The 12,943-nt window shown below is 48.3% G+C and carries 14 protein-coding genes and 2 tRNA genes; 8 read left to right on the forward strand and 8 right to left on the reverse strand.

What is annotated here, in order from left to right:
- Positions 1–42 precede the first annotated feature (42 nt).
- The 7 genes from V3O24_RS07625 to hslV all read right to left on the reverse strand — a co-directional run bounded on the left by V3O24_RS07625 (position 43) and on the right by hslV (position 6,461).
- The gene (locus V3O24_RS07625) at positions 43–594 is read right to left on the reverse strand and encodes a thioredoxin family protein (RefSeq protein ID WP_331306789.1); all 552 of its coding nucleotides are present in this window, start codon (positions 592–594) and stop codon (positions 43–45) included.
- Positions 595–864: 270 nt separating this feature from the next.
- Positions 865–2,415: a ubiquinone biosynthesis regulatory protein kinase UbiB gene (ubiB, locus tag V3O24_RS07630; RefSeq protein WP_331306790.1), complete on the reverse strand. Its 1,551-nt coding sequence runs from the start codon at positions 2,413–2,415 to the stop codon at positions 865–867.
- A 111-nt stretch (positions 2,416–2,526) separates the two neighbouring features.
- Positions 2,527–3,147 (reverse strand): SCP2 sterol-binding domain-containing protein, encoded by a 621-nt coding sequence (locus V3O24_RS07635; RefSeq protein ID WP_331306791.1) that lies wholly within the window; start codon positions 3,145–3,147, stop codon positions 2,527–2,529.
- A 1-nt stretch (position 3,148) separates the two neighbouring features.
- A complete protein-coding gene (ubiE, locus tag V3O24_RS07640; protein ID WP_331306792.1) occupies positions 3,149–3,892 on the reverse strand; it encodes a bifunctional demethylmenaquinone methyltransferase/2-methoxy-6-polyprenyl-1,4-benzoquinol methylase UbiE in 744 nt (247 codons plus the stop codon).
- A gap of 225 nt (positions 3,893–4,117) precedes the next feature.
- The gene (locus V3O24_RS07645) at positions 4,118–4,507 is read right to left on the reverse strand and encodes a DUF971 domain-containing protein (RefSeq protein WP_331306793.1); all 390 of its coding nucleotides are present in this window, start codon (positions 4,505–4,507) and stop codon (positions 4,118–4,120) included.
- Between the two features lie 81 nt (positions 4,508–4,588).
- Positions 4,589–5,908 (reverse strand): ATP-dependent protease ATPase subunit HslU, encoded by a 1,320-nt coding sequence (hslU, locus tag V3O24_RS07650; protein WP_331306794.1) that lies wholly within the window; start codon positions 5,906–5,908, stop codon positions 4,589–4,591.
- A gap of 4 nt (positions 5,909–5,912) precedes the next feature.
- Positions 5,913–6,461, reverse strand: a complete 549-nt coding sequence (gene hslV, locus V3O24_RS07655; RefSeq protein ID WP_104421917.1) for an ATP-dependent protease subunit HslV — start codon at positions 6,459–6,461, stop codon at positions 5,913–5,915.
- Between the two features lie 168 nt (positions 6,462–6,629).
- Here hslV and V3O24_RS07660 point away from each other — a divergent pair, with 168 nt between their 5' ends.
- The 6 genes from V3O24_RS07660 to V3O24_RS07685 all read left to right on the forward strand — a co-directional run bounded on the left by V3O24_RS07660 (position 6,630) and on the right by V3O24_RS07685 (position 10,141).
- On the forward strand, positions 6,630–7,268 hold the full coding sequence (locus tag V3O24_RS07660; RefSeq protein ID WP_104421916.1) for a DUF4126 domain-containing protein: 639 nt from the start codon (positions 6,630–6,632) through the stop codon (positions 7,266–7,268).
- Positions 7,269–7,329: 61 nt separating this feature from the next.
- Positions 7,330–7,405: transfer RNA gene (locus tag V3O24_RS07665), tRNA-Phe, on the forward strand.
- A 26-nt stretch (positions 7,406–7,431) separates the two neighbouring features.
- Positions 7,432–7,507 (forward strand) — tRNA-Phe (locus tag V3O24_RS07670).
- 324 nt (positions 7,508–7,831) lie between these two features.
- Entirely contained in the window at positions 7,832–8,599 is a 768-nt protein-coding gene (locus V3O24_RS07675; RefSeq protein WP_331306795.1) for a M15 family metallopeptidase, read from the forward strand.
- A gap of 155 nt (positions 8,600–8,754) precedes the next feature.
- Positions 8,755–9,210 carry a hypothetical protein gene (locus V3O24_RS07680; protein ID WP_331306796.1) on the forward strand — a complete coding sequence of 152 codons (456 nt, stop codon included), beginning with the start codon at positions 8,755–8,757 and terminating at the stop codon, positions 9,208–9,210.
- Between the two features lie 316 nt (positions 9,211–9,526).
- Positions 9,527–10,141: an HAD family phosphatase gene (locus tag V3O24_RS07685; RefSeq protein WP_331306797.1), complete on the forward strand. Its 615-nt coding sequence runs from the start codon at positions 9,527–9,529 to the stop codon at positions 10,139–10,141.
- 160 nt (positions 10,142–10,301) lie between these two features.
- Here the strand turns inward: V3O24_RS07685 and V3O24_RS07690 are convergent, their stop codons facing one another.
- Entirely contained in the window at positions 10,302–11,699 is a 1,398-nt protein-coding gene (locus V3O24_RS07690) for an integron integrase (protein WP_331306798.1), read from the reverse strand.
- A gap of 153 nt (positions 11,700–11,852) precedes the next feature.
- Here V3O24_RS07690 and V3O24_RS07695 point away from each other — a divergent pair, with 153 nt between their 5' ends.
- The gene (locus V3O24_RS07695; protein ID WP_331306799.1) at positions 11,853–12,350 is read left to right on the forward strand and encodes a hypothetical protein; all 498 of its coding nucleotides are present in this window, start codon (positions 11,853–11,855) and stop codon (positions 12,348–12,350) included.
- A 20-nt stretch (positions 12,351–12,370) separates the two neighbouring features.
- Positions 12,371–12,829 (forward strand): hypothetical protein, encoded by a 459-nt coding sequence (locus V3O24_RS07700; RefSeq protein WP_331306800.1) that lies wholly within the window; start codon positions 12,371–12,373, stop codon positions 12,827–12,829.
- Positions 12,830–12,943 lie beyond the last annotated feature (114 nt).

A 12,943-nucleotide genomic window follows, 5' to 3' on the forward strand; every position in this document is an offset into this window, starting at 1 on the left:
GTTTAAAAATAAAATTTGCTCAAGTTATTTCATGCACGATCCCTACTTCCATTTGATCGAGCAGCCGATGCTGTTGACTTGCTCTTTGGGGCCGTGGCCGGTTTCGGCAACCAGCTTCATCGCCTCGAACAATTCCCGCTTGGTGCCTTCCGGTGCTGTTTCCTTGCGGCTGGCATCCAGCCGTCCGCGGTATTGCAGTTCATAGTCGGCATTATAGCCAAAAAAGTCCGGCGTACAGATAGCCCCGTAAGCCTTGGCGACCTGCTGCGTTTCATCAAGCAAGTAAGGAAAACAAAAACCTAGCTGTTCGGACAGTTTTTTCATGTTGTCGAAAGAATCGGCAGGGTATTCGACCGTATCATTGGGCATGATTGCGACCGTTTCAACCCCCAGCGCTTTAAGTTCCCGCGCATCCCGGACTATCCGGTCTTGCACGGCTTTGACATACGGGCAATGGTTACAGATGAACATCACCAACAGACCCTTTTCGCCCATGCACTGTTGCAGTGTCCAGGTTCGACCATCAACGCCGGTCAATTCAAAATCGATGGCTTTTTTGCCGAAATCACAGATCGGCGTTTCCAGTGCTACCATTTTTGTACCTTTCTATTTGTATGGAAAGCGTTGTAATTATTCACCACGAAGACACGAAGTTCACGAAGGACAATAAATAGGATAAAGATGGCTTTTGACACCTTACGCCTCTGCAATGTTTACGCAAAGTGGTTGAACTTAACCTTAACCAACGCCTTACGTTTCGGACGGGGCAGCATGCCCCGTCCAGCTTGCAATCTATTCACAATGAAGAAAACATAAACTGTCAGAAAACTTCGTGTCCTTCGTGTCTTCGTGGTGAATAATCAATTAGCGAAACACCACCGCCGCACTGATGACCGCCGCGCTGACCAGCATAGCCCAGACCGTTCGGCGGTGATTCTTGTCCATTTGCCGGCGCAGCAGCATTAATTCCTTGTTTTGCAGTTCTGTATGCCGCTTTGCGTGAGCGGCATTGTCCAGCGCCTTGTAAATCAACGAAGGAATTTCGGGGAACTGTTCGGCAAAGTCGGGAAACTGTTTGATCAGCCTGTCGATTTTGGCTTTAGGCCCGACGCGCTGATGAAACCATTTCTCAAGGAAAGGCTTCGCGGTCTGCCATAAGTCCAGCTCGGGATAAAGCTGCCGTCCCAAGCCCTCGATATTGAGCAGGGTTTTTTGCAACAGCACCAGCTGCGGTTGGACGTGCATATCAAAACGGCGCGCCGTCTGGAATAAGCGCAGCAGCAGTTGGCCGAAGGAAATGTCTTTCAGCGGCTTTTCAAAGATCGGTTCGCAAACAGTGCGTATCGCGGATTCAAACTCTTCTATCCGGGTCGATTCGGAAACCCAGCCGGATTCGACGTGCATTTCGGCCACTTTGCGGTAGTCGCGATTGAAAAATGCCAGGAAGTTTTCCGCGAGGTAGCGTTGGTCGGACAACGACAAAGTGCCGACGATGCCGAAATCGACGGCGATATATTTGGCCGGCAGATCGACGAAAATATTGCCGGGATGCATGTCGGCATGAAAAAAATTGTCTCTGAACACTTGGGTAAAGAAGATTTCCACGCCGCGCTCGGCGAGCAATTTAAAATCGGCGCCGCCCGCTCTGAGCTGCTCGATTTCGCCGACCGGTATGCCGTGGATGCGCTCCATGACCATGACTTTCTGGCGCGTTAGCGGCCAGTGGATTTCCGGTATGTAGATGATGTCGGAATTCTCGAAGTTGCGGCGCAATTTGGAGGCATTGGCCGCTTCCCGGACCAGATCGAGTTCGTCCAGCGTGGTGCGTTCAAATTCGGCAACGACATCGACAGGGCGCAACCGTCTGGCGTCGGCCCAGAAGCGCTCGGCAAAACGGGCCAACTCGTAGAGCAGCCCTATGTCCGAGCGAATGCGTTTTTCGATGTCGGGACGCAGCACTTTAACGACGACGCTTTCGCCGCTGTGCAGGACGGCGGTATGCACCTGCGCTACGGATGCGGAGGCCAGCGGTTCGGCATCGAACTCGGCAAACGCCTCGCTGATCAGCATGCCGAGTTCTTTTTCGATAATGCTGCGGGCAATGTCATTGCCAAAGGGAGGGACGCGGTCTTGCAGTTTGACCAGTTCGTCGGCGATGTCCTCGGGCAGCAGGTCTTTCCGGGTGGACAAGGCTTGGCCGAACTTGACATAGATTGGCCCCAAATCTTCCAGCGCGCGTCGGATTCTGGTGCCGCGAGAGTCTGACGAGCTTCTAAGCCAGTAGTTGGGGGAGAAAACCGCCAGATAACGGACAGGCCGGAATAAATGGGTTTTTAAAACGATTTCGTCCAGGCCGTGAAAGACCAGAACCCAGTTGATATGGACTAGGCGCAATAATAATTTAGGGCGGATCACGAGTTACCTTTGTTTGTAGGGCGGGCAGTGTTTTAAGTCCTAAATTCACCACGAAGGCACGAAGAAAAATAAGGTAAAACTTCGTGTCCTTCGTGCCTTCGTGGTGAATAATTAAGATTTATTTTGCAACGTACTTTTCAGACGATCAATCCTGCTTTGCAATCGGTCAAAATCGGTGCGCAATTCATCAACCTGGGCATAGAAAATATCCGCTTCGGGCACGGCCGGTAAGTCGCGGGTTTCTTCCTGCAAAAATTCTTTGGCATTCAGCCTGAAGGTTTCAAGCGAATCTTTGCTCCAGTTTTGCCCGGCACGGAAAAAATTGGCCACCTTATGCGCGATGATGTCGCCGGTGAATTGCGACAGTTTTTCTTCCAGATCGATGTCCAGTTTTGCGAACAGTTCCTGGAACTTGCGGCCGGTTTGCATATCGCCTTCAATTTTTACCTCGCCTGAGAAAACGGAACGCATCGGTGTCGAGCTGAGTCCCATTAAGCCCAATGCCCAAATCGAACCGGTCAGTCGAGTGTCGGGCTGGTCCGGGAACTGATCCAGACACTGGATCGAGTCAGTCGTAGGGCACAGGTAAACGGTTTCATCAAACGGCTGAACATTAACAGCAATGACCTTGCCGGCCAGCGGCGTCAAAAAATAGCCGCTGTCCTGATCCAGAGCGAGATAATGATTCAGCGTGGCTTCCAGTGCGCCAATCAGCAATGGCTTGATAGTCATGCTAGATTTTATAACCTCTATGAACGGCGACGATGCCCTGCGTCATGTTGAAGTATTCGCAGCGTTCCAGACCTGCGTTCTCCATCATTTTCTTCAGTTCATCCTGTTTGGGATGCATGCGGATCGATTCGGCAAGGTAACGGTAACTGTCCTCATCTTTGGCAACGATCTTGCCGATTTTCGGCAGCAGTTTGAATGAGTAAAAATCGTAAACTGTCTCGGTGATTTTATCGACAGGATGCGAAAATTCCAGCACGATGACGCGACCGCCGGGCTTTAGGACGCGGTACATGGAGCGCAATGCCGCATCCTTGTCGGTGACGTTACGCAGGCCGAAGGCGATACAGACGCAGTCGAAAGTATTGTCTTCAAAGGGCAGGCATTCAGCATTGACTTGTGCATAGCGGATATTGCCGACCAAGCCTCTGTCGATCAGCCGGTCGCGTCCGGTGCGCAGCATTTCCGAATTAATATCGGCCAGAACTATCTGGCCTTCTTTGCCGACGCGTTTTTCGAACAGCGTGGTCAAGTCGCCGGTGCCGCCGGCCAGATCAAGCACCTGGTCGCCTTTGCGCACATTGCTCAACTGCACCGCAACGCGTTTCCAGATGCGATGGATGCCCATTGACATCAGGTCGTTCATGATGTCGTATTGTCCGGCAACGGAATCGAATACGCCGCGCACCAGCTTGACCTTGTCTTCTGTGGCGACTTGTTTAAATCCGAAATGGGTGGTGTTGGTCATGGTTATACCTGATTTGTTTATATCGTAATTATATTGTTCCCATGCTCCGGCGTGGGAACGCACTCTGCAAGCCTGCCCTGAGCCTTTCCGAAGGGCTCCGGCGTTGTGATGACCGAGCAAGTCTTATTTTTAAACCATGAAGAACATGTAGAGAATGAAGGATTTAAGTCTCCATGTCTTTCATGCTCTTCGTGGTAATTGCTTAAATTAATTTATGCATATGTCTTAGTTTTGCCGCGGTTCTTTGCGTTTATAGCCGGCGGATTCAAGATTATGAAGATAATCAGCCCATAAAGTTTGATATTCGGCGCCCAATTTATACAGCAAATCCCAGGTATAAATGCCGCTGTTGTGGCCGTCGCTAAAGACCGGGGCTATCGCATAGTTACCTACCGGCTTGATTTCCTTAATGGTGACATCTTCCTTGCCGACCTGCAGAACTTCCTGTCCGGGCGCGTGACCGACCGCTTCCGCCGAAGGCGTGTAGACGCGCAGATATTCGGACGGCAATTTAAACACGCTGCCGTCGTCAAAGCTGATCTCCAAAATGTTGGAAACCTGATGCAGCTTGATTTCGGTCGGGTGGGTGTTGCTGGGTTTTGCAGTTAGGCGCATAAACAATATAAGGCGAAAGGTGAAAGGCTAAGGGCGCAAGGTGGTGGTGCAAGTTTTTGCCTTTAACCTTGCACCTTTTGCCTACAAGATATAACGACTCAAATCCTCATCTTCAACAAACTCGGCCAAATGATCATCAACATAACCGGCATCGATAAGGATGTTTTTGCCAAAAAGATCCGGGGCGTTATAGGAAATGTCTTCCAGTAACCGCTCCAGAACGGTGTGCAATCTTCTGGCGCCAATATTTTCGGTGGATTCATTCACTTGCCAGCCGAATTCGGCAATGCGTTTGATGCCGTCGGCGGAAAACGATAACGATACGCCTTCGGTATCCAATAACGCTATATATTGTTCTGTCAGCGATGCATCAGGCTCGGTCAGGATGCGTACAAAATCATCGGCTGACAGCGCATCCAGCTCAACGCGGATAGGGAAGCGGCCTTGCAGTTCGGGGATTAAATCCGACGGTTTGGTCAAGTGGAACGCACCCGAGGCGATAAACAAGATGTGGTCGGTTTTGATCGAGCCGTATTTGGTGCTGACCGTGGTTCCTTCAACCAAAGGCAGTAAGTCTCTTTGTACGCCTTCGCGGGAAACTTCGCCGCCGCCCACATCGGAACGTTTGCAGATTTTGTCGATTTCGTCCAGAAACACGATGCCGTTTTGCTCAACGGATTCCACCGCGCGCAAGCGGATGTCATCTTCATTAACCAGTTTTGACGCTTCCTCGTCCTGCAACACTTTCAGGGCTTTGTTGATCTTCATTTTGCGGGAGCGGGTTTTGCCCGAACCCAGGTTCTGGAACATGCCCTGCAATTGGCTGGTCATTTCTTCCATGCCGGGAGGCGCCATGATTTCAACGCCTACCGGTGCAAGATGCACATCGATTTCAATTTCCTTGTCGTCCAGGTCGCCTTCGCGTAATTTTTTGCGCATTTTTTGACGGGTCGATTCTTCGGTGTCGGACAGCATGCCGCCATTCGCTCTGGGCAGCAAAATGTCCAGGATTCTGTCTTCGGCGGCATCGAAAGCCTTGTTTTCGACCTTGTCCATTTCCGCCGTGCGGGTCATCTTGACGGCGGTATCGACCAAATCGCGGATTATGGAATCGACATCACGGCCGACGTAGCCGACTTCGGTAAATTTGGTAGCTTCAATTTTAATGAACGGGGCATTGGCCAGACGCGCCAGGCGGCGGGCGATTTCGGTCTTGCCGACGCCGGTGGGGCCGATCATTAAAATATTTTTAGGGGTGATTTCTTCACGCAGGGCAGGATCGACCTGCTGGCGGCGCCAGCGGTTGCGCAACGCGATCGCGACTGCACGCTTGGCATTGGCCTGGCCGACAATATGCTTGTCCAGCTCGCTTACAATTTCTTTGGGTGTCATTTGAGTCATTTATTTACTCGTTAGGTTCGGCGTCGAGTTCTTCAATACGCAAATTGTGGTTGGTATAAATACAAATATCTGCGGCTATATTTAAGGACCGTTCGACAATTTCGCGGGCGCTAAGATCGGTGTTTTCAAGCAATGCGCGTGCGGCAGCCTGGGCAAAAGCGCCGCCGGAACCGATCGCCATCAAATCATGTTCAGGCTCGATCACGTCGCCGGTGCCGGAAATAATCAGCGAAGTTTTGGCGTCGGCAATGGTCAGCAAGGCTTCCAGTTTGCGCAAGGCGCGGTCGGTACGCCAGTCCTTAGCCATTTCGACGGCGGCGCGGGTTAAATTGCCGCGGTGTTTTTCCAGCTTGCCTTCAAAATGCTCGAATAAAGTGAACGCGTCCGCAGTTGCACCGGCAAAACCGGCGATGACTTTGTCGTGATATAAACGGCGCACCTTGCGGGCATTGCCTTTCATCACCGTGTTGCCCAAGGTGACTTGACCGTCACCGCCGATCACGACTTTGTCGCCCCGGCGAACAGAAAGTATCGTTGTTCCTCTAAAGCTCACGTTAACATCCTAAAAGTTGCCAAATACATAATGGTTAATTTTACATGGTCTGAATTTAAATGTGCGAAAAAATGAGGGCGTAGCTCTATTAGCGATCGGGATACGGTTTAACGGAGGTTCAGAAAAATATGCTACGCTGAGCAAAACAGTCGGAAAAAGGCCGCTCTAATGGACGCACTGGATCACATATCAACAACTCTGGCATTATCGATGGGGCTGGCGTGGGCCAGCGGTATTAACCTGTACGCGACGCTGTTTACGCTGGGCTATCTTGCCAATACCGGCAATATTGATTTGCCGCCCGATTTACAGATAGTCGCCAACCCGATGGTCATGGGAGCGGCGGGACTCATGTATTTCATCGAATTTTTTGCCGATAAAACGCCGGGCGTAGACACCGGTTGGGATGCGATACACACGTTTATCCGCATTCCGGCCGGGGCCATGCTCGCGGCCGGGGCGATCGGCGAGTTGAATCCCGCCGTTGAATTGGCCGCGGCCATCGTGGGCGGCGGCCTGGCGGCAGGCTCACATGCAACCAAATCCGGGAGCAGGGTGTTGATTAACACATCGCCGGAACCCTTTAGCAACTGGATTGCCTCGATCGGCGAGGATGTCGTCGTGATAACCGGCGTCTGGGCGTGCATCAATCATCCGATATTATTTTTAATAGCGTTGGCCGGTTTTATCCTGCTGATGATCTGGCTGTTGCCGCGTATTTGGAGCGGCGTGAAAAAAGTCTTTGGTTTTATTATCAGCTTGTTCGGCAAGGAAAACATCCCGAACGGCCAAAATCCGTCTCAGTGAAAAACATTATTTATTGACTGCCGCCGCATAATCGAGTCTAATGGCGCTCTTTTGTAGTTCCGCCCAGGTAGCTCAGTCGGTAGAGCAGAGGACTGAAAATCCTCGTGTCGACGGTTCGATTCCGCCCCTGGGCACCACTGCAAAAACTAAGAAACCTTAAAATGCCCAGGTAGCTCAGTCGGTAGAGCAGAGGACTGAAAATCCTCGTGTCGACGGTTCGATTCCGCCCCTGGGCACCATGAATTCCCTTAAAAAGACCGACCAATGAGTCGGTTTTTTTATGCCTTAAATTTCTGTCCCGGTTATTCACTGTTCACGAAGCCGATTTCTGCCGCCGTAATCTCGATAGTTTAGATAATCGCAGTTATGTTTGGGTGGCCTATAGTTGCACGCTCCTCTCAAATTGCATTGACATTGTAGAAGCAAAAATGTGAACTTCTGATTTCTATCCTAAGCCGTCTTTCATCATTGCTATAATGCGGCTCTTGCCGCGTAGGGGCCGCCGACTTATTGTTAAGCGCTTACCGTCTCGGATGTCTATCATGGGTTATTTGTAACATTTTATGAAAAAGTCAGTATTTGTGATTGTTTTATGCTGTGTATTCAATGCATTAACATTATCGTCTTGTTCCTCGGCTACACAAATTCGTCATCAAGATAATTTTGTAGACGTTGCACAAAATATTCCTGGTCTTGAGCTTGATATTCGCTATTTTGGCGAACATAATTTTCTTGGCGCCAGAGCGGATGGTTATCTGGCCCCAAAATGCCTATTAACAAAAGAAGCTGCATCCGCGCTTTTAAATGTGCAGCATGAGCTAAATAAGCATGCGCTAACACTCAAAATATATGACTGCTATCGTCCCCAACAAGCGGTGGATCACTTTGTAAGATGGGCTAAGGACGTTGATGACGTTAAAACGAAGAAGGAGTTTTATCCCGCATTAGACAAAACCAATTTATTCAAAGACGGCTATATTTCAGAAAAATCAGGTCATAGTCGCGGCAGCACTATAGACCTTACTATTGTTCCTTTGCCCGTTCCAAAACAAGAGGAATATTTCCCGGAACAAGACTTACGCGAATGCTATCTGGACATTAATAAACGCTTTAAAGACAATAGCATTGACATGGGAACAGGTTTTGACTGCTTTCATACGCAATCGCACACTGAAAATAAAGAGATTGGATATCAGCAAAGAGTCAACAGAATGCTGCTAAAGACTCTGATGGAAAAACACGGTTTCAAAAATTATGCTAAAGAATGGTGGCATTTTACACTTGATAATGAGCCGTATCCTGACACTTATTTTGACTTTCCAATTGAGTGATTAGCATCGATTAATAAGTATCGCGGATATTGCCGAATAACATGCAGCCGTTAAGATAATAAGAAAACTAATATCATTAGATACCGGAAGATATGCAGTTAAGGCTCTCTTAAATGTTAAAAAATGACAAATAAAGCTATGGAACCGCAATAAAAATGAATATGAAAACTCGCGATATTATAAAAAAACTATCAAACCCCCGCGTTAGAAGGCGATTAAAAATCGGTCTCTCCGTTTACGGGGTTTTGATTATGATTGGTGTGCTATTTAAGGTTGTTTATGATATTGGTTATTTTAACGCGCAGTCGCTTAAAAATGATAAAAACGCTGAGCTACCGACTACCTATCCAGTGCTGACAATGGAATCCGCTCAGCGTATTGTGTCCGGTGCGCTAAAAGAAGATCCTGCTAACCCCAAAACAATTGTGGATCAGATTATTGATAACAATCATAAACTTTCAACCATTATCATAGAAAACAATAAGCTAAAAAAAATTGCTTGGATTATAGAGATGCGTTTGTTTTTTACCGGCGATCTATTCAATAACGAAGGTTATAATTTAACCGAAGGTATTGAACATCAACACAATATCAGTCGTGGTGATCATTGATTGCTCGTAACAGGGCTGGCGGGGGGGATTTGAACACTCACCACCGGGTCGAAGTGACGTTTCCGAATACTGGGCGAAGCATCCCGGGCCGGCGCTGGTCGCTTTGATCTGAAGGGGGCGCAACGGATGCCCTTCACCTGTAAATGATATTTGGATTTCACCAAGCTAATCGGAGCGGAATAATTTTCCCGTACCGATGCATGAATTTCAAGCCGGTCATCAGCAAATTCCTGGCAAAGCCTCTCAATGAAATATTAATGACACATTGGTCTCATAGCATATGCAAACCCATTTTGGCGCCATCTAGGAGATATGGATGAATTTCCCCTCGCTTTTGCTGTTTGATCTCGGCGGTGTATTAATTGAAAGTTCTGCATTCGAGAGTTTGAGCCGCTTACTGCCCGAACCTCTTGATCGTACAGCTATTAAAGATCAATGGCTGTTTTCGCCCTCAGTCCGGCGATTTGAGCGCGGGGAAATATCATCTTGTGAGTTTGCCGAAAGTTTCATTGCTGAATGGGGGCTTCGGATGACGCCTCAAGTCTTCGTTAAGGAATTTGCATCCTGGCCTAGAGAATTCTTTCCCGGTGCGCGCGAAACGATCCATCATTTGCGAAAAAATTACCAGGTAGGATGCCTGAGTAATTCGAATCCATTGCACTGGGAACGGTTCCGAGGGTTAGAGGATGATTTCGATATTGCCCTATTTTCGCACTTGCTCGGAGCCATCAAACCGGATCTCGAAATATTTACGTTAGCACTGGGCAAGTGTGATGTTGATCCGGCCGAAGTCTATTTCTTCGATGATTGTTCGGCCAATGTCGATACCGCGCAAAGCCTTGGTATAACCGCGTTTCACGTTGATGGTTTTCAATCGCTCCAGCATGTCTTACTCAGCCAAGGCTTGCTTTCCAATGCAGTCGAACGATGATTCAACAAGTGCCAACACTCTTTCTTTCCTCATTAAGGGTGTTTTTGATCAAGGCCGCTCATATTGGCAATATCGGCTTTCGGCCAATATCTGCCGTAGAAGAATCTTTGGTCACTGACTGCAAATTGGCTCATTGCAGCCAAAACCTGACATCACTTATTTATAAATCCAAAGGACTTTTAGCTTCTTTAATCGTCACACTGGGTACTGTATGAGTGTAGATCATCGTTGTTTTCAAATCGCTGTGGCCAAGCAATTCCTGAATGGTGCGAATATCGACGTTGGCCTGTAAAAGATGACTGGCGAAGCTGTGGCGAAACGTATGCGCCGATGCGCGTTTGGCGATGCGGCTTTTGCGCACAGCTAATTTAATCGCGCGTTGCATGTGAGTTTCGTGCAAATGCCAACGCCGATAATCTTCACTGCCCGGCATCAAAGTGAGCGATTTGGCGGGGAACAACCATTGCCAAGCGAATTCTTTTGCCGCGTTTTTATACTTGATGTCCAGCGCACTAGGCAAGAATACCCCCGCAGTGTTCGCCGCCAAATCCTGCTCATGTAGGATCGCCACTTGCCCTACTTGTGCGGCAAGTTCGGCAGTCAAAGTTGACGGCATCGGCAAGGTGCGGTCTTTCAGGCCTTTGCCGTCATGCACCGTCAATACTTGCATATCGAAATTCAAATCCTGTACCCGTAATTTTAGACATTCGAACAAGCGCAAGCCGCAGCCGTACAACAGTTTGGCGATCAAATCATAAGGCGGTTCCAGCAACCCGATAACCCGATCCACTTCAGGGCGCGACAATACTACCGGAATGTATGGCCGCCGTTTGGCCCGCACCACGCCTTCAACCTTACCGAACTCCTTTTGTAACACATTCTTGAATAAAAACAGTAGCGCATTGAACGCTTGGTTCTGGCTAGACGCGGCGACCTGTTTGTTCACGGCGAGATGACTCAAAAAGCCTTTGACATCGTCCATACCCAACAAGCCGGCATCCTTGCTTTTGGTAAAGGTTTGAAACTGTTGCAGCCAATAACGGTAAGCTTGCCAAGTCTTGTTCGAATAATGGCGTACCTTGATGGCGTTTTTCAATTGCTCATAAATGGCTTCCCAGTTGGAACCCGTCAATTTCCGCGGTTCAGTCGCAACGGCAGACAACGGAATTGCGTGTTTTGCTGTCGGCAAATCGGCCTGTTTGGAAGGCGCCTGATTTGGCGTGCCTGACGCCACCAATGGCGAAGGATTTTTAGCGGATGAATTGCCGGAGGTAGATTGCGTGGATTTAATGACGCCAATGGTTCGGTAATAAATGGCAATAGACCTGCGAGCCTGTTGTCTTTGCGCATCGGATTGTCCTTTGCTTTTTAATTTTTCATCAAACCCCGCAAAGCTAGCGGTAAGTTTCGGGTCCAAAGTGTACTTAGTGTACTTAGCGCAAAAATCCAGATAAAACCTAAGCCACTTATGAAAATCGCGGCGTTGCTGATCCGGAACATTGCGCTGACCAAGCTGTGCTTCGAACGCCTGACGGAGGGATGCGGTAACGGTCAACATGACAACCTCCAATTTCACCAATTGGCGCAGTTTGGATGATATACGGAAGGAAAAAATCCTTGCAGTTCACAAATTTATTGTTGCAACCTAGGTTTGGCGGTAGATATACTGTTAACAGCTTAATAACTTGTTAGGACACAAGAAGATTAAACAATGCTGCGACTTATCCAAGTTATCTTATATTTATTGTTGGTCATACCCTCATCGTACGCATTTGAATCGTCATTCAGCAGCACATCAGGATGGCTATTTAATACGCTTTTTGAAACCACCGCATCCAGCTTTGACAATATATATAGTCAATCAGAAAGCCTGTCTACCGCTACTGAATATAGAAGCGTTAAGTGCGAGAGAGTTATTAAAGAGCCATACCTGTTCAATAACCTCAATGCGGGCATACTCAAAATTGAGGAAGTTCAATTGCAGCAAGCGAGTGAATTAATTAGAAAAATCGACAGTATTCAATTCTCGCTTTGTCAGGAGATGACAAATACGGGGCGATCATTATCATTCACCGTGACAGTAGGATCAGAAAGAACTGAAGTTATCAGGCTAGGACGCTCGGCAGAAACCCATCTTCTAGGAGCCAGAACACCTGAGGATTTCACAAGAGAACTTAGAAGGTACCAAGACGAGCTATTGTCGCGCTAAAATGCACCAAGGAGAATCAAATGAAAAAAAATCGATATATCATGCTAATCCTCATTTCCACACTTCAAGGCTGCATGCTGTTCCAATCCAAAACTGTAGAATGCAAAACGCAAATAGACTACTCCGGATATAACGTTCAAGTAACTGGTCTCGACATTCCCGTTGGTGGCGTAAATGTATTCCGTATCGGAAAGCTTGAGTTCAAACCAGAAAAAGTACAAGAAGCGAAAGAGACGACCCAAGCGTTGGATCTCCTTCAGTTTTCGGATTGCCAATTTGCGCTGCTTGTTCCCAAGGAGCAAGTGCTTGAGATTCGGAAGCACAGGGAAGCAACACTCGCTGCACTGGCAGAACTACTCAAATCAATAAATGCGGCAACAACAGAGACAGAACATCAGGTTGCGCTTGATGCCGGGAAAAAGAAGCTGGCAGATTTACAACAAGAAGCTCACGAAACATCAGGTAGCACCAAGCCCTAACGAATAAGGTTAGATTGTGTGAGCGATAGCGAGCCACAATCTGAACCGGTTGTTGGACAAGCCCGGTCGTAGTCGGAAAGCTGGCTTATTATAAGAAAATATCTTTTCGGATGT

Origin of the sequence: Methylobacter sp. Wu8 (assembly GCF_036440755.1) — a bacterium.
Classification (GTDB): Bacteria; Pseudomonadota; Gammaproteobacteria; order Methylococcales; family Methylomonadaceae; genus Methylobacter_A; species Methylobacter_A tundripaludum_A.

What these genes read in the sequence shown, in the direction of transcription:
- V3O24_RS07625 (WP_331306789.1), bottom strand. Translation starts at nt 594, where the DNA reads ATGGTAGCACTGGAAACGCCGATCTGTGATTTCGGCAAAAAAGCCATC.
- V3O24_RS07635 (WP_331306791.1), bottom strand. Translation starts at nt 3,147, where the DNA reads ATGACTATCAAGCCATTGCTGATTGGCGCACTGGAAGCCACGCTGAAT.
- ubiE (WP_331306792.1), bottom strand. Translation starts at nt 3,892, where the DNA reads ATGACCAACACCACCCATTTCGGATTTAAACAAGTCGCCACAGAAGAC.
- V3O24_RS07645 (WP_331306793.1), bottom strand. Translation starts at nt 4,507, where the DNA reads ATGCGCCTAACTGCAAAACCCAGCAACACCCACCCGACCGAAATCAAG.
- hslU (WP_331306794.1), bottom strand. Translation starts at nt 5,908, where the DNA reads ATGACTCAAATGACACCCAAAGAAATTGTAAGCGAGCTGGACAAGCAT.
- V3O24_RS07660 (WP_104421916.1), top strand. Translation starts at nt 6,630, where the DNA reads ATGGACGCACTGGATCACATATCAACAACTCTGGCATTATCGATGGGG.
- V3O24_RS07675 (WP_331306795.1), top strand. Translation starts at nt 7,832, where the DNA reads ATGAAAAAGTCAGTATTTGTGATTGTTTTATGCTGTGTATTCAATGCA.
- V3O24_RS07680 (WP_331306796.1), top strand. Translation starts at nt 8,755, where the DNA reads ATGAATATGAAAACTCGCGATATTATAAAAAAACTATCAAACCCCCGC.
- V3O24_RS07685 (WP_331306797.1), top strand. Translation starts at nt 9,527, where the DNA reads ATGAATTTCCCCTCGCTTTTGCTGTTTGATCTCGGCGGTGTATTAATT.
- V3O24_RS07690 (WP_331306798.1), bottom strand. Translation starts at nt 11,699, where the DNA reads ATGTTGACCGTTACCGCATCCCTCCGTCAGGCGTTCGAAGCACAGCTT.
- V3O24_RS07695 (WP_331306799.1), top strand. Translation starts at nt 11,853, where the DNA reads ATGCTGCGACTTATCCAAGTTATCTTATATTTATTGTTGGTCATACCC.
- V3O24_RS07700 (WP_331306800.1), top strand. Translation starts at nt 12,371, where the DNA reads ATGAAAAAAAATCGATATATCATGCTAATCCTCATTTCCACACTTCAA.